This window comes from Xanthobacter sp. BG11Y11_SDJG (assembly GCF_057364445.1).
Genome location: NZ_JBNFNU010000041.1, coordinates 1 through 18254, shown reverse-complemented (window position 1 = coordinate 18254; position 18254 = coordinate 1). Strand labels below are relative to the sequence as shown.

General features: G+C 68.9%; 20 protein-coding genes and 2 pseudogenes. 11 read left to right on the top strand and 11 right to left on the bottom strand.

Annotated elements, in window-relative coordinates:
* The 6 genes and pseudogenes from AC2W7M_RS06365 to AC2W7M_RS06340 form a co-directional block, all read right to left on the bottom strand.
* Nucleotides 1-1298: pseudogene (locus AC2W7M_RS06365) on the bottom strand (3-deoxy-D-manno-octulosonic acid transferase); the annotation flags it as partial.
* On the bottom strand, nt 1295-1999 hold the full coding sequence (locus tag AC2W7M_RS06360; RefSeq protein ID WP_486130988.1) for a lysophospholipid acyltransferase family protein: 705 nt from the start codon (nt 1997-1999) through the stop codon (nt 1295-1297). The pseudogene AC2W7M_RS06365 and the gene AC2W7M_RS06360, both read right to left, overlap by 4 nt.
* Before the next feature lie 94 nt (nt 2000-2093).
* Nucleotides 2094-2342, bottom strand: coding sequence for a DUF4170 domain-containing protein (locus AC2W7M_RS06355; RefSeq protein WP_121624368.1), 249 nt, complete (start codon nt 2340-2342; stop codon nt 2094-2096).
* Entirely contained in the window at nt 2339-3202 is an 864-nt protein-coding gene (locus tag AC2W7M_RS06350) for a 3'(2'),5'-bisphosphate nucleotidase CysQ (protein ID WP_486130986.1), read from the bottom strand. Before AC2W7M_RS06350 ends, AC2W7M_RS06355 begins: the two co-directional genes overlap by 4 nt.
* Before the next feature lie 82 nt (nt 3203-3284).
* A complete protein-coding gene (ubiA, locus tag AC2W7M_RS06345; RefSeq protein WP_486130985.1) occupies nt 3285-4235 on the bottom strand; it encodes a 4-hydroxybenzoate octaprenyltransferase in 951 nt (316 codons plus the stop codon).
* A 7-nt stretch (nt 4236-4242) separates the two neighbouring features.
* A complete protein-coding gene (locus AC2W7M_RS06340; protein WP_486130983.1) occupies nt 4243-4719 on the bottom strand; it encodes a hypothetical protein in 477 nt (158 codons plus the stop codon).
* A 398-nt stretch (nt 4720-5117) separates the two neighbouring features.
* Between AC2W7M_RS06340 and AC2W7M_RS06335 the strand changes: the two genes are divergently transcribed.
* The 6 genes from AC2W7M_RS06335 to AC2W7M_RS06310 all read left to right on the top strand — a co-directional run bounded on the left by AC2W7M_RS06335 (nt 5118) and on the right by AC2W7M_RS06310 (nt 9699).
* Nucleotides 5118-6878 (top strand): acetolactate synthase 3 large subunit, encoded by a 1761-nt coding sequence (locus tag AC2W7M_RS06335; RefSeq protein WP_486130981.1) that lies wholly within the window; start codon nt 5118-5120, stop codon nt 6876-6878.
* A gap of 163 nt (nt 6879-7041) precedes the next feature.
* Nucleotides 7042-7557: an acetolactate synthase small subunit gene (ilvN, locus tag AC2W7M_RS06330; protein ID WP_486130979.1), complete on the top strand. Its 516-nt coding sequence runs from the start codon at nt 7042-7044 to the stop codon at nt 7555-7557.
* A 71-nt stretch (nt 7558-7628) separates the two neighbouring features.
* Entirely contained in the window at nt 7629-7949 is a 321-nt protein-coding gene (locus tag AC2W7M_RS06325; protein WP_486130977.1) for an AbrB/MazE/SpoVT family DNA-binding domain-containing protein, read from the top strand.
* Nucleotides 7939-8283: a type II toxin-antitoxin system PemK/MazF family toxin gene (locus tag AC2W7M_RS06320; protein ID WP_486130975.1), complete on the top strand. Its 345-nt coding sequence runs from the start codon at nt 7939-7941 to the stop codon at nt 8281-8283. The genes AC2W7M_RS06325 and AC2W7M_RS06320 overlap by 11 nt, the downstream gene beginning before the upstream one ends.
* 64 nt (nt 8284-8347) lie before the next feature.
* The gene (ilvC, locus tag AC2W7M_RS06315) at nt 8348-9367 is read left to right on the top strand and encodes a ketol-acid reductoisomerase (RefSeq protein ID WP_486130973.1); all 1020 of its coding nucleotides are present in this window, start codon (nt 8348-8350) and stop codon (nt 9365-9367) included.
* Between the two features lie 122 nt (nt 9368-9489).
* Nucleotides 9490-9699 (top strand): hypothetical protein, encoded by a 210-nt coding sequence (locus AC2W7M_RS06310; RefSeq protein WP_486130971.1) that lies wholly within the window; start codon nt 9490-9492, stop codon nt 9697-9699.
* A gap of 182 nt (nt 9700-9881) precedes the next feature.
* Here AC2W7M_RS06310 and AC2W7M_RS06305 read toward each other — a convergent pair whose 3' ends face one another.
* A complete protein-coding gene (locus AC2W7M_RS06305) occupies nt 9882-10718 on the bottom strand; it encodes a substrate-binding periplasmic protein (protein ID WP_486130969.1) in 837 nt (278 codons plus the stop codon).
* A gap of 362 nt (nt 10719-11080) precedes the next feature.
* On the opposite strand from AC2W7M_RS06305, the gene fldA reads away from it, so the two are divergent.
* From fldA to AC2W7M_RS06290, 3 genes are all read left to right on the top strand, one after another.
* On the top strand, nt 11081-11563 hold the full coding sequence (fldA, locus tag AC2W7M_RS06300) for a flavodoxin FldA (protein WP_486130967.1): 483 nt from the start codon (nt 11081-11083) through the stop codon (nt 11561-11563).
* Complete coding sequence (locus AC2W7M_RS06295; RefSeq protein WP_486130965.1) at nt 11542-11946, top strand: DUF2023 family protein; 405 nt, start codon at nt 11542-11544, stop codon at nt 11944-11946. Before fldA ends, AC2W7M_RS06295 begins: the two co-directional genes overlap by 22 nt.
* A 121-nt stretch (nt 11947-12067) precedes the next feature.
* Nucleotides 12068-12499: a winged helix-turn-helix domain-containing protein gene (locus AC2W7M_RS06290; RefSeq protein WP_486130963.1), complete on the top strand. Its 432-nt coding sequence runs from the start codon at nt 12068-12070 to the stop codon at nt 12497-12499.
* Here AC2W7M_RS06290 and modC read toward each other — a convergent pair.
* The 3 genes from modC to modA form a co-directional block, all read right to left on the bottom strand.
* The gene (gene modC / locus AC2W7M_RS06285; protein ID WP_486130990.1) at nt 12405-13604 is read right to left on the bottom strand and encodes a molybdenum ABC transporter ATP-binding protein; all 1200 of its coding nucleotides are present in this window, start codon (nt 13602-13604) and stop codon (nt 12405-12407) included. The genes AC2W7M_RS06290 and modC overlap by 95 nt on opposite strands.
* A complete protein-coding gene (gene modB / locus AC2W7M_RS06280) occupies nt 13604-14302 on the bottom strand; it encodes a molybdate ABC transporter permease subunit (RefSeq protein ID WP_486130961.1) in 699 nt (232 codons plus the stop codon). Before modB ends, modC begins: the two co-directional genes overlap by 1 nt.
* Nucleotides 14303-14514: 212 nt before the next feature.
* Entirely contained in the window at nt 14515-15324 is an 810-nt protein-coding gene (gene modA / locus AC2W7M_RS06275) for a molybdate ABC transporter substrate-binding protein (protein WP_486130959.1), read from the bottom strand.
* 160 nt (nt 15325-15484) lie between these two features.
* On the opposite strand from modA, the gene AC2W7M_RS06270 reads away from it, so the two are divergent.
* The gene (locus AC2W7M_RS06270; protein ID WP_486130957.1) at nt 15485-16135 is read left to right on the top strand and encodes a MarC family protein; all 651 of its coding nucleotides are present in this window, start codon (nt 15485-15487) and stop codon (nt 16133-16135) included.
* Here AC2W7M_RS06270 and AC2W7M_RS06265 read toward each other — a convergent pair.
* Nucleotides 16132-16656 carry a DedA family protein gene (locus tag AC2W7M_RS06265; RefSeq protein WP_486130956.1) on the bottom strand — a complete coding sequence of 175 codons (525 nt, stop codon included), beginning with the start codon at nt 16654-16656 and terminating at the stop codon, nt 16132-16134. The genes AC2W7M_RS06270 and AC2W7M_RS06265 overlap by 4 nt on opposite strands.
* 394 nt (nt 16657-17050) lie before the next feature.
* Here AC2W7M_RS06265 and AC2W7M_RS06260 point away from each other — a divergent pair.
* A pseudogene (locus tag AC2W7M_RS06260) lies at nt 17051-18254 on the top strand (DEAD/DEAH box helicase); the annotation flags it as partial.

Sequence of the window (18254 nt, the reverse complement as noted above, 5' to 3'; positions counted from 1 at the left end):
GATCATGGTGCTGCAGCCGGATGTGGACCAGATAGGGCTCGATGGCCGCGAGCGTGCGCTCCAGCGCCCCGCCGAGGGCGGCCACGCTGACCCGGGCGCCCGCCGCCACCCGTTCGCGCCGGGCCTGGTCGCGCAGCATCACGAAGGTGAGCCGGGCGAGGTCCTTGATGTCGGCCACCGGCAGCGCTCCGCCGTCGGCATCGAAGCGGGCGTAGATGGCCGCGAAGTTCCACACGTGCGGGCCGTGCAGCACCACGGCGCCGAGCTTGGCGGCCTCGATGGGGTTCTGCCCGCCATGCTCCACCAGCGAGCCGCCCATGAACACCACCGGCGCGCAGCGATAGAGCAGCCCCATCTCGCCGATGGTGTCGGCCACGTAGATGTCGGTGTCCGCCGCCGGCAGGGCGCCGGTGCTGCGCCGGGCGGTGACGAGACCCGCCTCCTCGCCCAGTTCGGCGATCTCCTCGCCGCGCTCGGGGTGGCGCGGCGCCACGATGGTGAGCAGGTTCCGCAGTTCCTTGCGCAGCGCCTTGTGGGTGGCCATGGCGAGCACTTCCTCCCCCGCATGGGTGGAGGCGGCGAGCAGCACCGGCCGCGCGCCGATGGCGGAGGAGAGCGCGGCCAGGGCCGCGGGCTCGGCGGCGGGCGCCGGCACGTCGAACTTGAGGTTGCCGCACACCTCCACCCGCGGCGCCCCGAGCGCCGCGGAAGCGGGCGCCGTCCTCCTCGCTCTGGGCAAGGCACAGATCGACCCGCGACAGCAGCGCCCGCGCGCTGCGCGACAGGCGCGACCAGCGCTGCGCCGATTTCGGCGACAGGCGTCCGTTCACCAGCACCACCGGCGTCGCGCGCCGGCTGAGGTCGTAAAGCAGGTTCGGCCACAGCTCGGATTCCGCCAGCAGCACCAGATCCGGCTTCCAGTGGTCCAGGAAGCGCGAGACGAAGGCACCGGCATCGAGCGGCATGAACTGGTGGATCACCCCCGGCGGCGCGCGCCGGGCGGCCACCTTGCTGGAGGTGAGGGTGCCCGATGTGAGCAGCACGTTGAAGCGCCGGGCGACCAGCCGCTCGATCAGCGGCATCACGCAGTTCACCTCGCCGACGCTCGCCCCGTGCACCCAGACCAGCGGCCCTTGCGGCCGCTCGGCGCTGGCGAAGCCGCGCCGCTCCGGCAGGCGCTCGCGATCCTCCTTGCCCTTGCCCACCCGGTAGGAGAGCCAGGCCGGTGTCAGCAGCGCCGCCGCCGCGCTGGCGCCGCGGTAGAGCCGCAGGGTCACGGTGAGCGAACGCGCCTTCATAGAGGCCTTCCGACGGAACGGCCCACCAGTTGCTCGGCGCGGGCGGTCACCGCCTCGAGCCGCTCCTGGACCTGCGCCTCGCGCGCGGCGAGCGCGGCATCGTCGGCGTCGCGGGGCACATAAACAGGCTCCCCCACCACGGCCGCGCCGGGGCCGAAGGGCAGGTTGAGGCTGGCGCGGTCCCAGCTCTTGAGGGTGATGCGGTTGCGTGTGGCCATGGCGAGCGGAAGAATGGGGCGGCCAGAATACCGTGCTATGGTAACGACGCCCAGCCCCGCTTTGCGGGCAATTTTCGGCACGTCCGCGGTCATGGCGACGTTCGTGCCCTGCCGCAGCGTCTCCAGCATCTCATAGGTTGCCGAAACCGCCCCCTTCCTGTGGAAGTCATGGCGCGAGGTGGCGCCGGAGCCGCGGATCGTGCCGACGCCCAGCTTCTCGGCGGCGATGGCGTTGATCTCGGCGTCCGCATGGCGCGAGATCAGCACCTTCGCCTTGTGGTGCGGCTTCATGGCGAACGGCGTCAGGAAGTGCTGACCGTGCCAGAAGGTGACGATCACGGGCATCTTCTCGTCGATCACGTCGAAGATGTCGGCGGGCTCGATCACGAACCGCGTGGTGTGGGCCACCAGCTTGAAATAGTTCGCGAAGGTCGTGCCGGCAGCCAGCTGGAACGCGCGATTGGTCCGGATGCGACGCCACATGTGTCTCGGTGCTCACCCTTGGGGCGGGGCGGGATGCGGACGGCGCGCCCCGCTCCGGGCCCGTCCGTCCGCCGTGCCGGGGAAGGGGGGGAAACTACTCGCCGTGCGCCTTGCCGGTCTCGGGGTCCAGCAGGCGGTGCAGGTGCACCACGAAATAGCGCATCATGGCATTGTCCACGGTCTGCTGCGCCTTGGCCTTCCAGGCGGCCGCCGCGCTCGCATAGTCGGGGTAGATGCCGACGATGTCGAGCTTGGACAGATCCTTGAACTCGTTGCCGTCGATCGACGTCAGTTCGCCGCCGAACACGAGGTGGGGCAGCTGCTTCTTGGCCGTGGTGCTCATCGTGGTGCTCTCGGGGTGATGCCCTGGACCGGGGCCGGGAGGGAGGAGGACTGGCGCGCCGCCAGCACCGTCGCATGCAGCGGCAGGCCCGCGCACAGAAGGGCGCCGTGGCGCGGCACAAGGCGGTTGTAGAGGATCGGCTCTCCGGCATGGCTGGTGAGGCGCCCGGCGGCCTCCTCGACGATCAGGTCAGCGGCGGCGAGGTCCCAGTCATGGGCGTTCTCGCCGACCAGCGCGAGATCGATCTCGCCGCTCGCCACCCGCGCGAGGCGCAGCGCCAGCGAGCGCACGCGCGGCAGGCGGTTCAGCGCCACCTTCGGGTGGAAGGCGTCCAGCGCGGCCGTCGGTCCGGCGACGCGGGCGCCCTCCAGCGCGGCGTGGCGGCTGGCCTGGATCGCGGAACCGTTGAGGGTCGCGCCCTGGCCCCGCACCGCGAGGAACATCTCCTCGCTGGCCGGCGCATAGAGCGCCGCCGCCACGGGCCGCCCCTGTTCCACCAGGGCGACGGAGACCGCCCAGTCGGAGCCGCCGGCCATGAAGGCGCGGGTGCCGTCGATGGGATCCACCACCCACAGGCGGCCGGCACCGAGGCGGGCGCCGGTATCGGCGCTCTCCTCAGACAGCCAGGCGACGTCCGGCGCCGCCGCGGACAGGCGCTCCCGCAGGAAGCCGTCGACGGCCATGTCGGCGTCGGTGACGGGGGAATCGTTCTCCTTGGTCCAGGTGGCGAGGCCGGCCGCGCGCATGTCGCGCGCCATGACGCCCGCCTGCGCCACCGCCTCCACGAGGCGGCGCATCAGGTCGTCCGTGCCGCCGGGGGCGGTCGCGGCACCGGCGCTGCGGGAAGGGTTCACGCTCATGGAAGCCAAATAGGCGGCGGCGCGGCCGGAGGCAAGGCGCCTCGTGCTGCATCGCACGCGCTGCGGTGCGGCGGGGCCGCCCTCAGAGCAATGCCGGGACGATGGTATCCAAAGCGAGACCCGCAAACAGGATCAGGCCGGCATCCCGGTTGGACTTGAAGACGACGAGGCAGCGTGCCGGATCGTCGATGTCGAGCGCGCGCACCTGCCAGGCGAGATGCAGCGCGAAGCCTGCCAAGCCGAGAAACGCGAACAGCCCCGCTTGGGCGGTGTCGAGCGCGAGGGCGAAGAGCACCACGGTCACCGCGTAGCACGCGCCCACCACCAGGGCCGACCGGCGGCCGAAATACAAGGCGGTGGAGCGCACGCCGACGATGGCGTCGTCCTCCTTGTCCTGGTGGGCATAGATGGTGTCGTAGGCGAACACCCAGACGACGCAGCCCGCGAACAACAGCAAAGCCGGGTCTTCGATCGCCCGGAACACGCTGGCCCAGCCCATCAGCGCGCCCCAGGAGAAGGCGATGCCCAACACCACCTGCGGAAAGGACGTGATGCGCTTCATGAGCGGGTAGATCGCCACCACGCCCAGCGAGGCGATGCCGGTGACGATGGCGAAGCGCGGCAGCGCCAGCAGCACGGCGAGCCCGACGAGGCACTGGGCGGCGAGAAAAGCGAACGCGGCGGGGACGCTCACCGCGCCGGAGGCGACCGGCCGGTTGCGAGTGCGCGCCACCCGGCCGTCGATGTCGCGGTCGAGAATGTCGTTCCAGGTGCAGCCGGCGCCGCGCATGGCGAGCGCGCCGATGGCGAACAGCACCAGCAGCCGGGGATCGGGGAAGGGGCTGCCCGCGGCGATGGCGGCCAGCGCCGTGGACCACCAGCAGGGCAGCAGCAGAAGCCAGGTGCCGATCGGCCGGTCCACCCGCGCCAGATGCAAATAGGGCCGCAGGGAGGCCGGTGCGCGCCGATCCACCCAATTGCCGCGCGCGGCGTCGGCGATGTGGGGTGCGGCGGGTCCTTCCGTGGAACTCAAGGTGACCCTATTTCTTCATCACGTTGCCGTTGAGCGTGTCGAAGACGTTGCCGCCCGAGCCGCTCAGGGAATATCCGGTGGTCACGCCGAGCGCGCTGGAGATGGAGCCCTGCGGCGGCGGCTTGGCCGGGCCGCCCGGCGCGACGCCGCTGGCGGCCGCCTGGCAGACCTGGTCGCGCACGCCCGCGCTCTTCTTCAGGCTGGCGCTGGACGCCTTGATGGCCTCCTCCGGCACCTGGCACCACTCCTTGTTGTCCACCAGGAACTTGTTCCAGCGGGTCTCGGCGGTGACGTAGGAGCGGAACAGGGGGCACAGGGTCTGCGGGTCGGCCTTGCGCTTGGTGGCGGCGCCGAGCGCCTTGCCGGCTTCCTCCAGCGCGCCGCGCGCCGCCGTGGCATCCGACTGGCAGTCCGCCATCGCACCCGACAGGGTGAGCGTGCTGCCGAGCCCGGCTGCCGCGATCGCGAGCGTCAATCTGTTCATGGAGCTTCGCCCCCTTCTCTTGCCGCCCCCAGGGGAACCGTTGATACAGAGACCTTAAAGATTGGGCAACATCACGGCAGCCGCGGCGGGAAATGGTTCCGGGCGCGCATTCGCGCTTGACGGCTTCCGGACCGGTGGGTAGTTTCGCGCAACTTTTGAAAGGGACTGCGCCGTCATGCGCAATATCGTTATCCTTATCGTAGGGGGGCGCGCCACTGCCGGATCGGCCTGACGGTCGGTCGGAAGACAGGTGGCGCGCGCTTAGAGGGGCCTTCGGGCCCCTTCGTCGTTTCTGGGGCCCTGCCGCGCGCCGCGCGCCGTCCGGGCCAGGCAGGTTCAGGGCGCCTCAGGCGCCCGTCGGGTCGAGCGGCGCCGCGGCGCCCAAGGAGTTTGAGGCAATGGAAAAGCAGATGACCGGCGCCGAGATGGTGATCCAGGCGTTCGCCGACCAGGGCGTGAGCCACATCTTCGGCTATCCGGGCGGCGCGGTGCTGCCCATCTATGATGCGCTGTTCCACCAGAACGAGATCGAGCACATCCTGGTGCGCCACGAGCAGGCGGCGGTGCATTCGGCCGAGGGCTATGCCCGCTCCTCCGGCAAGGTGGGCGTGGTGCTGGTCACCTCCGGCCCCGGCGCCACCAACGCGGTGACCGGTCTCACCGACGCGCTCATGGATTCCATCCCGATCGTCTGCATCAGCGGGCAGGTGGCGACGCACCTGATCGGCAACGACGCGTTCCAGGAATGCGACACGGTGGGCATCACCCGCCCCTGCACCAAGCACAATTATCTGGTGCGGGACGTGAACGACCTCGCGCGTGTGCTGCACGAGGCGTTCTACGTGGCGCAGAACGGGCGGCCCGGCCCGGTGGTGGTGGACATCCCGAAGGACGTGCAGTTCGCCACCGGCACCTATGTCGGCCGCGAGAACATCGTCCACAAGACCTACCGGCCGAAGCTCGATGCCGAGCAGCCGCAGATCGCGGCGGCGGTGGAGATGCTCGCCGGCGCGAAGAGGCCGATCTTCTACACGGGCGGCGGCGTGATCAATTCCGGGCCGGAGGCGAGCCGCCTCCTGCGCGAGCTCGCCCGCCTGACCGGCGTGCCCGTCACCTCGACGCTCATGGGCCTCGGCGCCTTCCCGGCGGCCTCGCGCCAGTGGCTCGGCATGCTGGGCATGCACGGCACCTATGAGGCCAACATGGCCATGCACGATTGCGACGTGATGGTGTGCATCGGCGCGCGCTTCGACGACCGCATCACCGGCCGCCTCGACGCCTTCTCGCCGGGCTCGAAGAAGATCCACATCGACATCGACCCCTCGTCCATCAACAAGAACGTCAAGGTGGACCTGCCTATCATCGGCGATTGCCGCCGCGTGCTCGCCGACCTCGTCTCCGCCTGGAAGGCGCGCGACCTCAACATGGACCGCGCGGCGCTCGACGCCTGGTGGGGGCAGATCGACCGCTGGCGGGCGCGCAACTGCCTCGCCTATCGGGCCTCCGACGAGATCATCAAGCCGCAATACGCCATCGAGCGGCTCTATGCGGCCACCAAGGACAAGGACGTCTACATCACCACCGAGGTGGGCCAGCACCAGATGTGGGCGGCGCAATTCTTCCGCTTCGAGGAGCCGAACCGCTGGATGACCTCCGGCGGCCTCGGCACCATGGGCTACGGCCTGCCGGCCGCCATCGGCGCGCAGAAGGCGCATCCCGACGCCCTGTGCATCGACATCGCGGGAGAAGCCTCCATCCTCATGAACATGCAGGAGATGTCGACCGCCGTGCAGTTCGACCTGCCGGTGAAGATCTTCATCCTCAACAACAAATACATGGGCATGGTGCGCCAGTGGCAGGAACTGCTGCATGGCGGGCGCTACTCGCATTCCTATTCGGAGGCGCTGCCCGACTTCGTGAAGCTCGCCGACGCCTATGGCGGCGTCGGCATCCGCTGCGAGAAGCCGGGCGATCTCGATGCCGCCATCGCCGAGATGATCGCCGTCAAGCGGCCGGTGATCTTCGACTGCATCGTGGATCAGCAGGAAAACTGCTTCCCCATGATCCCCTCGGGTCGCGCTCATAACGAGATGATCCTCGGCGACATGGCGATCGACCTCGACGCCGCCATCACCGACGAGGGCAAGATGCTGGTGTGAGGTCGAGCGGACCACCGCAGAACGCCGTCATGCCCCGGCTTGTCCGGGGCATCCACTCCGCGGCGAGACGCCTTGCCACCGGTGCTTTAGCGGCCTGGTGGATCCCCCGGACAAGCCGGGGGATGACGGTGCCTCTCAATCTCCCGCCCCTTCCGAGAGTTCCATGCCCCAGACCTCCGAGCCCATCGAGCGCCACACCCTCTCCATCCTGGTGGACAACGAGCCGGGCGTGCTCGCCCGCGTCATCGGCCTGTTCTCCGGCCGCGGCTACAACATCGACAGCCTCACGGTGTCCGAGGTGAGCCACGAGGCGCATCTCTCGCGCATCACCATCGTCACCACCGGCACGCCCATGGTGATCGAGCAGATCAAGAACCAGCTCGACCGCCTCGTGCCGGTGCACCGGGTGCGCGACCTCACCGTGGAGGCGACCGCGCTGGAGCGCGAACTCGCCATGGTGAAGGTGCGCGGCGTGGGCGAGGCGCGCGGCGAGGCGCTGCGGCTCGCGGAGGCCTTCCGCGCCCGCGTGATCGACGCGACGCGCGAGAGCTTCGTATTCGAGATCACCGGCAAGTCCGACAAGATCGACCAGTTCGCCTGGCTCATGGAGCCGCTCGGCCTGGTGGAGGTGGCGCGCACCGGCGTGGTTGCCATCTCCCGCGGGCCGGAGGCCATGTGAGAGCGCTTGCAATCGCTTCTTTACGGATATACATCGGCTATCCGAATTCAAGAGCTCATTGATCCATGCGCGTGAAGGTCGCCAAGTGGGGAAACAGCATCGCCGTGCGGCTGCCCAGGGAGGTGGTGGAGCGTTTCCGCCTCAAGCCCGGCAGCCTCATGGATGTTGACGTCGACGAGCACGGCTTCCGCGCCTCGCCGGCTTCCTCACGTATTCCCGGCGTACCAAGCCTCGCGGAGATGGTCGCCGAGATGAAGCGCCTCGGCCCGCAGAACGAGCCCGAAACGGTGGATTGGGGCCCTGACGTGGGCTCCGAGATCATCGACGACGACTATTCGCGCGGCACGGACCCCGCGCCTGCTCCCAAGAGGCGGCGCCGTCGTGATTCCTGATGCGGGCGACATCGTTTGGATCGATCTCGATCCGGTGCGCGGGACCGAGCAGGCGGGGCGCCGGCCCGGGATCGTCATCACCGACCGGTCCTATCACGAGGTTTCGAGCCGAACGGTCATCTGCCCCATCACGTCCCGGCGGCGGGATTGGCCGACCGAGTATCCCCTGCCCGATGGCCTTGCCACGCGCGGGGTGGTGCTGGTGGACCAGGTCCGATCCATCGACCGGACCGAGCGACACCTTCGGCACATTGAGAAGGCTCCGCCCGAAGTGCTCCGCCAGGTGCGCGGCCGGCTCGCCGAACTTCTGAGGTTGACCGACCTCATCACCTGAACCCGGCCTTCTGCGGGCCGCGTCCCAACCCTTCAACGCAACGAGCAACCTCAAAGGGAACCCCATGCGCGTTTACTACGATCGCGACGCCGACCTGAACCTCATCAAGGGCAAGAAGGTCGCCGTCGTCGGCTATGGCAGCCAGGGCCACGCCCATGCGCTCAACATGCGCGACTCGGGCGTGAAGGATGTCGTGGTCGCCCTGCGTCCCGGCTCCGCCACCGCCAAGAAGGCCGAGGCCGAGGGCTTCAAGGTGATGAGCCCCGCCGAGGCCGCCAAGTGGGCCGACGTGGTGATGATGCTCACCCCGGACGAGCTGCAGGCCGACATCTACCGCGAGAGCCTCGCCGACAACATGAAGCACGGCGCGGCGCTGCTGTTCGCCCACGGCCTCAACGTGCACTTCAACCTGATCGAGCCGCGCGCCGATCTCGACGTGCTGATGGTCGCCCCCAAGGGCCCCGGCCACACCGTGCGCTCCGAGTATCAGCGCGGCGGCGGCGTGCCGACCCTGATCGCCATCGCCCAGGACGCCTCGGGCAACGCCCATGATCTCGGCCTTTCTTACGCCTCGGCCATCGGCGGCGGCCGCGCCGGCATCATCGAGACCACCTTCAAGGAAGAGTGCGAGACCGACCTGTTCGGCGAGCAGGTGGTGCTCTGCGGCGGCCTCGTGGAGCTGATCCGCGCCGGCTTCGAGACGCTGGTGGAGGCCGGCTACGCCCCCGAGATGGCGTATTTCGAGTGCCTGCACGAGGTCAAGCTGATCGTCGACCTCATCTATGAGGGCGGCATCGCCAACATGAACTACTCCATCTCCAACACCGCCGAGTTCGGCGAATACGTCACCGGCCCGCGCATCATCACGCCGGAGACCAAGGCGGAGATGAAGCGCGTGCTCACCGACATCCAGTCCGGCAAGTTCACGCGCGACTGGATGCTGGAGAACAAGGTGAACCAGACCTCGTTCAAGGCCACCCGCGCCAAGGCCAACGCCCACCAGATCGAGGAAGTGGGCGAGAAGCTGCGCGCCATGATGCCCTGGATCAAGGCCAAGGCGCTGGTGGACAAGACCAAGAACTGATCCTCATTCGTTGAGGCGAGCCCCGGAACGGCGAAGGCTGTTCCGGGGCTTTTTTGTTTGCGATGGCGACTTGGCGTTTTTTGACTGTATTCTTGGCCTCCATTTCAGGCGGAGCAGACGCCGTGCCTACCAAGAAGCAATTGGAAGAGGCCGATCGTCTCGCAGAGACGGTTGACTGGGCGAAGCTTGATGCCATGAGCGACGAAGACATCCGCGCCGCCTGGGCCTGGGACAAGGACATGACCTGGCCCACCGACGAGGAGCTCGCCGAGTTCGACCTCGTCATCTCCGCAAAGAGCCGCCGGAAGCCGCCGAAGGAAGCGGCGGAGTAGGCGTGGCCCTCATGTCCGCCTCCCGGCGGGACACGTCGGCCTGAGGGGCCATGCTGTGGTCCGCACCGCCTCGGTAGCGCCGAGCCCACCCCCACATCTGCGAGCCAACGACGTCGCCGGACCGGGCGAGGCCCCTGTCGCCCGTTCGCCCGCACAGACGACCGGCAGAGCGGCGCCGCCGCTTATTTCTCGCAGGCGGGGCCTTCGCCGCCAGGATAGGGATGGGCGGGATCGGCGATGAAGCGGTCGAGGGCCGCGGCGAGGCCGGTGCTCGCAGCGCGCACGATGAAGGCGAAACGCTCCGGCGCGAGCGTGCCGTCCGCGAGCATGAGGCAGTGGGGCCAGGCCAGGGCCATCTCGCCCAGCCTGTCGTTGAAGAACACCACGCTGCCGTAGCCCGATCCATAGGCGAAGGGCGCGTCCGGTCCCGCGCCGGCGCGCACGCGGCGGGCATTGTCCGCGTCGTCGGAGGTGGCGATCACGGTCAGCGCCACGCCGCGCGGCGCGCGGTCGTTCAGGTCGATCTCGGCGGTCGACCCCTCGACCACCATCACCGTGCGTCCCGCGAGGTCGGCGATGGAGGAGAGCTTGCCGGCGTCTTCCGCCCGCACGCCGAACGCGCGCACCACCTGGGTATAGGTCGTCGACCAGATGCCCTTGTCGCCGGTTTCCGCCCGGCGGTAGGGCAGATCGGCGACCCCGCCCGCGGCGATGTCGCAGCGGTCCTCGCCCGGCTTTGTCCAGAAGCCCGCATAGCGCGGCACGCCGACGGGCTCGAAGGCGAGGCCGAGCTGCGCGGCAAAGCCGGTGAGGAAGGTCACGTCCCAGCCGGTCCAGCGGCCGTCCGCCTCCTGGCCCGAGAAGGGCGGGAAGGTGGGAAACAGGCAGACCTTCAGGACGCCGGGCGCAAGTGTCCGCACCGGGTCGGCCGAGGCGGCGGGCGCGAGAAGCACCAAGGAGGCGACGATCGAGGCGGCGCGCCGCGCGTGCCGGGATGGGGAGCTGAGGGAACGCGGCATCGGGCATCCCGCTTCAGGAGGTGAGGCGAGCATAGAGCGCGCCTCGGCATCCGGGAATGGCGATGCGGGGACGCATCCCGCAGCATCCGCGTGGCGTCATTGCGGGTCTCGCAGCCGGTAAGGGGAAAGCGAAGGATGCGCCGCCTACCGGGGCGCCGGCAGGGGCTGGGGGTGCAGTTTAAATCTGGAGAAGTTCAAAAACTATTCAGATTTGTTAGCATAAGACTTGGATGGGAGCAATCCGGATCACCCCCATGTTGAGACAAGTTTGGGCGTGACCTAATTTTCATCGCATTCGGCCGTGGCGGCATCCTGCATTTCTGCCGCCTTGTCTTTACGATGGTTCATAACGAGACGTAGCGATGATTGTGAACGTGATTTTCGGCTCCGACGGCGGGGCAACCAAGGGCGTGGCCGCGAAGATCTCCAAGAAGGCCCAGGGCAAGAGCATCGACATCAAGGCCGCCACCAAGGCGGACTTCGAGAATTGCGACCTGCTCATCCTCGGCTCGCCCACTTATGGCGACGGCACGCTCCAGACCGATTGGGAAGAGAACATCGACAAGCTGCGCGAGGCGAACCTCGCCGGCAAGAAGGTGGCGCTCTTCGGCACCGGCGACCAGGCGACCTATCCCGACAGCTTCGTGGACGCCATGGGCATCCTGTTCGACGAGGTGACGGAAAAGGGCGCGACCGTGGTCGGCTTCACCGACACCGCCGGCTACGACTATACCGGCTCCACTGCCGAGCGGGACGGCAAGTTCGTCGGCCTCGCCCTCGACCAGGACGGCCAGTCCGGCATGACGGAAAAGCGGGTGACGGCATGGCTTGCGGCGCTGCTCTAGGCGAAGGTCCGCAGGCATCGGGGCCGGCCGCCGATGCCCTCGTCACGCGGATCTTCAACCACAAGCTCTATGAATACCGGCGCGGCGTGCGCTGCCTGTTCATGATGACCATGTCGGCGCATGACAGCCACCTGATCGTCGGCCGGCTGTGCCGCGAATGCATCGCCCACTATGTGCACGATGTGAGCGGGCACAAGGTCAATCTCTTCTTCGGCAATCCCGCTTTCGTGGAGACCACCCGCACGGTGGTGAACAAGCCGCTCACGGCGCTCTCGCCGGAGGAGGACTTCATGCTCGGCACGCTGCTCGGCTACGACCGGGAGCAGCAGTGCCGGCGCTTCCTCGCCCGGCGCGGCGGCGTGCCGCCCGAGGCGGTGGACTGAAGGCCCGGCAAGTCCCGCGCCGGGCCTGCGCTCGACCGGCGTCGATCATCCGCCGGCGGACCGGCGGGCGCGAGATTTTTGCCGCCCGGCGCGCTATGCTCGCCGCCGAGGAGCGCCCGCCGTGACCGAAGACGCCCGCACTGCCGATCCCCGCCTGTTCCTGCGCATCGATTTTGCCGACGGGCGCAAGCTCGGGCCGGGCAAGATCACGCTTCTCGAGGCGATCCGCGTCCACGGCTCCATCCTCTCCGCCGCCAAGGCCATCGGCATGAGCTACCGGCGGGCCTGGCTGCTGATCGACGAACTGGACCGCATGTTCGAGGAGAAGGTGATCATCACCTACCCCGGCCGCCGCGGCGCCGGCACCGAAGTGACGGCCTTCGGCGCGCGGCTCATCGCGCTCTACCGGGCGAGCGAGCGGCAGGCGGCCAAGGCGACGCGGGCGGCGGTGGACGAACTCAAGGCGTCTCTTGCGGCGGAGTTCCGCCCGGGATCACACGCAGAGGCCGATGAGGACGAGACGCCGGGGGCGCCGGGGCGGCAGGCGGGCTGACGATCTCCGCGCCGGGCGAGGAGAAGCCGGCCGGCCGCGAATCCACCGTCACGGCCTTGATCATGGCCCAGACCGGCGTGCCCCTCTCCAGGGCCAGGCGCTCGACGCTCTCCTGCGTCACCAGCGCGTAGATCTTGGAATGGGCGAGCAACACCTCCACGTCCGCGAACGGACCTTCCGCGCGGGTGATCGTGCCGATGGTTCCGGCGAGCCGGTTGGTCACCGACACGTCAATGGGCCGCGAGAGCGAGAGCGAGACGTCGCGCGAGCGGATGCGGGCGCGGGCCGGCGCGCCCACCGGGCTGCCCACCAGCGGCACGCGCAATTCCCCGTCCGCGAAGCTGACGGTGGAAAGGCCGAAGCGCTCGTCATGGGCGCTGACGGTGCACTCGAGAATGGTGCCGACGTCGAAGCGGCCGATCACCGGCAGCAGCTCGGGGCGCGAGAGCACGTCGGAGAGCGGCCCGCAGGCGATCACCCGGCCGTCCGCCACCGCCGCCACCGCGGTGGACAGGCGCAGCACCTCCTCGATGGAGTGGCTGACATAGAGGATGGGCAGCTTCAACTCGTCGCGCAGCCGCTCCAGATAGGGCAGGATCTCGCCCTTGCGCATCTCGTCGAGGGAGGCGAGGGGCTCGTCCATCAGGAGCAGGCGCGGCTGGGCGAGCAGCGCCCGGCCGATGGCGACCCGCTGCTTCTCGCCGCCGGACAGGGTGTGCGGGCGCCGGCCGAGAAGGTGGGCGATGCCAAGCATCCCCACCACCGCGTCGAAGGAGATGGTGCGCTCGCGCCGGGTGCGCCGCGCGCCGTAGCGCAGGTTGCTCTCCACGCTCATGTGCGGGAACAGCCGGGCGTCCTGGAACACATAGCCCACGTTCCGCTTCTCGATGGGCAGATCGATGCCGCTGGCAGAATCGAAGAAGGTCTCCCCGTCGACGCGCACGTGGCCCCTGTCGGGCCGCACCGACCCGGCGACCGCCTGGATGATGGTGGTCTTGCCCGAGCCCGAGCGGCCGAAGAGCGCTGTCACCCCCTCGCCGGGCGCGGTGAAGTTGGCGTCGAGCTTGAAGCCGGTGGGGCGGGCGAGCGAAACGTCGATCTCGATCATATGCGCCCCAGGGCGATCTTGATGCGGCGGTCCGCCATCTCGGCGAGGATCAGCGCGCCCAACGCCAGCACCACGGAAACGGCGGTGAGGCGCAGCGCCATGGCGTCGCCGTCCGGCATGTGGGTGGCGCTGTAGATGGCGAGCGGGATGGTGCGCGTCTCGCCTTCCACGTTCGAGACGAAGGTGATGGTGGCGCCGAACTCGCCCAGCGCCGAGGCGAGCGCGATCAGCGCGCCTGATAGGATGCCAGGCAGCATCAATGGCAGCGTCACGGTGAAGAAGGCATCGAGCCTGGAGGCGCCGAGCGTGCGGGCGGCGGTCTCCAGCCCCTTGTCCACCCCGTCGATGGCGAGCCGGATGGCGTTCACAGAGAGCGGAAAGCTCACCACGGCCGCGGCGACCGTGGCGCCGGCGGTGGTGAAGATGAGGCTGATGCCGAACCACTCATGGAGATACTGTCCGAGATAGCCGCGCGTGCCGAGCGTGATGAGCAGCAGATAGCCCACCACCACCTTGGGCAGGACCAAAGGCAGGTGGACGATGCCGTCGAACAGGCCCTTTCCGGGAAAGGTCACGCGCGACAGGAGCCAGCCGACAAGGATGGCCGGCGGCATGCTCCAGAAGGTGGCCCAGAAGGCCACCTGGAGACTGAGCCGCACCGCGGTCCATTCTTCCGGCGTGAGAAATGTCGTCATCCCGGCCACCCCGGCGCGCGCCGATCCGCCAGCGTCGCGGCGGATCGGAGGACGCGGACTCCTTCGAGATTGAGAGGCGTTTCACCGGGAGGCTGGCTTGCCCGCCCGGACCGCGCTCCGAAAGGCAAATCTTAGGCCGGCCGAGCGGGCGCCGAAAGGCTCAGGAAACGGCGTGCCCGGCGGTTGCCGGCGCGGGCCGCTCCGCATGCCGCTCAGCGGACCGAGAAGCCGTACTTCTTGTAGATCTCCTTCGCCTCGGCGCCGATGAGGAAGGCGAAGAAGTCCTTCGCGGCGGGCGTATCCTGGCCCTTCACGAGGGCGAAGGGGTATTCCACCGGCGGGTGGCTGTCGGGCGGGAAGGTCGCCACCACCCTCACATTCTTGGCGATCGCGGCGTCGGTGGCGTAGACCACGCCGTAGGGCACCTCGCCGCGCTCCACCAGCGCGAGCGCCGCGCGCACGCTCTCGGCGCCGACGATGCGCGGGGCGACCTTGTCCCACACGCCGAGATGGGTGAAGGCGGTCTTGGCGTAGATGCCCACCGGCACGCTATCGGTGAGGCCGGTGGCGATGCGTCCGTTGGGGCCGAGCAGGGCCGCGATGTCCATGCCCTTGGCGAGGGTGACCGGCTTGGCGCTGTCGGCCGGCGCGACCAGGACGAGCGTGTTGCCGAGCAGGGTCACGCGGGTGTCCTTCAGGGTCAGGCCCTTGCCGTCGGTGTAGTCCATCCACTTGAGGTCGGCCGAGGCGAAGATGCTGGCCGGGGCGCCGGCCTCCATCTGCTTGGCGAGCGCGGAGGAGGCGGCGAAGGAGAAGCGGACCGCCGGCTTGCCCTTGGCCTCATAGGCCTTGCCGATGTCCTGGAAGGCGTTGGTGAGGCTGGCGGCGGCAAAGGTGGTGACCGTGGAGGTGGCGCCGGCGGTCCCGGCGGCCGGCTGCTCGGCACGGACGGATACAGCGAAGGCGGAGCCGAGAACGAGGCCGAGGACCAATCCGCGGCGCGGTTGCAGGAAATTCATCATGGCAATGCTCCTGAGTGATATGTCCGTTCATATATAGGTTCGCAGAGCGAGACAATACCCGCGGGGGGGCGGCGGGCGGGTCTTCCCGCGCCCTGGGTGGGAATGGCGGCGCAAATCGGGCACAAGGGAACCGCCTGTCCCTCATGCGGAGCCGGAACCCATGGATTTGACGCTGGCCGCGAAGCTGTTCGCCGCGCTGTTCGCCATCATGAGCCCGCTCAGCATCGTGCCGATCTTCCTGGCGCTGTCAGCGGACCTCGACGCCGCCGGCCGTCGCAGCACGCTCATCGCCATGGTCGGCACAGTCACCATCGGCGCGCTGGTGTGCGCGCTCGCCGGTCACGCTTTGCTTGGGCTGTTCGGCATCGACGTCGCCCATTTCCGCCTCGCGGGCGGGCTGATCGTGCTGATGATCGCCCTCTCCATGCTGAGCGGCGACGACCATTCCTCGCACCAGGGGACCAGCGCGGAGAAGGCGCGGTTCCAGTCCACGTCCAATCCCGGCGTCTATCCGCTCGGCCTGCCGATCGCGCTCGGCCCGGGCACCATGGCGACCATCATCGTCTATGCCCAGCAGTCGGGCACGCAGGCCACCCTCGCCGGTTTTCTATGCCGGGCTGATCGGCTATCTGGTGTTCTTCGCCGCGGCGATGGCGCTGGCGCCCTGGCTCGGATCGCGCCTGTCGCCGACCGCGCTCTCCATCTCCAAGCGGCTGATGGGCATCATCCTGGCCGCCATCGCCATGGAGATGGTCGGCGGCGCGCTGGCGGCGATGTTCCCGGCCTGGGTGAAATGAGCGCCGCGCGCTAGAAGCCGAGCAGCTTGGTGGCGGCGGCGCCCGGCGCCAGCATGGCGAACGACCACACCATGGCGCTGCCCACATTGGCCAGCTGGAACGGCATCTGGCGCATGGCCAAGATGCCCGCCACCAGCGGCACCACCGCGCGCAAGGGGCCGAAGAACCGGCCGATCGCGACGCCCCAGACGCCGAAGCGGGTGAAGAAGTCCTCGGCCCGCGCCACCAGATCGGGCTGGCGCGACAGCGGCCAGAAGGTCTTGGCGCGATCCTTGTAGTGGTAGCCGAACCAGTAGGAGACCGCGTCGCCGAGCGAGGCGCCGACCACCGCCGCGAGCCAGACCGGCCACAGGCTGAGGCCGCTCGCTTCCACCAGCGCGCCGATGGCCAGCATCAGCACCGTGGCGGGAATGAGGAACGAGATGATCGCGAGCGATTCCCCGAAGGCGAGGCCGAACATCACCAGCGGCATGAGGTTCGGGTGTTCGTTCAGGAATTGGGTCGTCGCGTCGACGATGGCGGCGGGATCGATCATGTCACCTCTCGCGCCCTATGTCGTCTGAAGCTCAAGCCTGCGCAAGTGCGCTTGTGCATCGCACCGTGCAAATATGCCGTTACGGCAGGGTGGCGAAACCGCGCAGCGCAGCGCTGTGGCGGCTAACCTTCATGTTGCGCCTTGAAATGGACACGGCAGTTCGCATATGAAGAGCGCACGCGCTTCGCTCATTCCGGCCGTTTCGGTCGCAGAGGCGCATTCGGGCCGCGTAGCGGAGACCGCTCGGAGCTTCCTGAAGCTTGCAGACGCGGCTTTGCCCGATCTCATCCCTGATTGACGGACACCCCAGGCCACGCGGGATGTCGAAGACCCCGCAGCCCCACGCCGCGCCGCTCATCGGCCGCCGGCGCCTGCTGCCCATGAAAGACAGAGCTTGACTTCTTTTGCGAACCTCGGCCTCGCCGAGCCCCTCGTCCGCGCCCTGGAAGAGGCGCGCCTCACCACTCCGACCCCGATCCAGGACCAGGCCATTCCCAAGGTCCTCGCCGGCCGTGACCTGATCGGCATCGCCCAGACCGGCACCGGCAAGACCGCCGCCTTCGCTCTTCCCATCCTCGATCGCCTGATCCGCCATCGCCATCGGCCCGAGCCGAAGTCGGTGCGCGTGCTGGTGCTTTCGCCTACCCGCGAACTGTCCGGCCAGATCGTCGACAGCTTTGAAAGCTTCGGCCGTCATGCCGGCACCTCGGTGGAGCTCGCCATCGGCGGCGTGCCCATGGCCGCCAGATCCGCGCGCTCGGTCGCGGCGTGGACGTGCTGGTCGCCACCCCCGGCCGCCTGCTCGACCTGGCCGAGAACCGCGCGGTGCGGCTCGACCAGGTGGAGGTGTTCGTCCTCGACGAGGCCGACCAGATGCTGGACATGGGCTTCGTCCATGCCATCCGCGCCATCGTCCGGCGCCTGCCGCAGAAGCGGCATTCGCTGTTCTTCTCGGCGACCATGCCGCAGGCGATCGCCGAGCTGGCGGGGTCCATGCTGCACGACCCGGTGACGGTCGCGGTGACCCCGGTCGCCAAGACCGCCGACCGCGTCGAGCAGCGCGTCATCCACATCGACAAGGCGCGCAAGGGCGCGCTGCTGGCCGAGGTGCTCTCCCAGGAGCCCATCGACCGCGCCCTCGTCTTCACCCGCACCAAGCACGGCGCGGACAAGGTGGTGCGCGTGCTCGCCAAGGCCGGCCACCCGGCCGAGGCGATCCACGGCAACAAGTCGCAGAACCAGCGCGACCGGGTGCTCCAGGCGTTCCGCGACGGCGAGATTCGGGTGCTGATCGCCACCGACATCGCCGCCCGCGGCATCGACGTCACGGGCGTTTCGCACGTGGTGAACTACGATCTGCCGAACGTGCCGGAAAGCTATGTCCACCGCATCGGCCGCACCGCGCGCGCCGGCCGCGAGGGCATCGCCATCTCGTTCTGCGACCACGAGGAGCGCGCGTTCCTCAAGTCCATCGAGCGGCTCATCAAGATGCAGATTCCGGCGAGCGACCGGCGCGGCGCCGCCGCGCCCGCAGGCGATCGCCGACGTGCCGTCGGAAGAGCGTTCGGCGGCGCGTCCGCAGAATGCCGGCCGCCGCG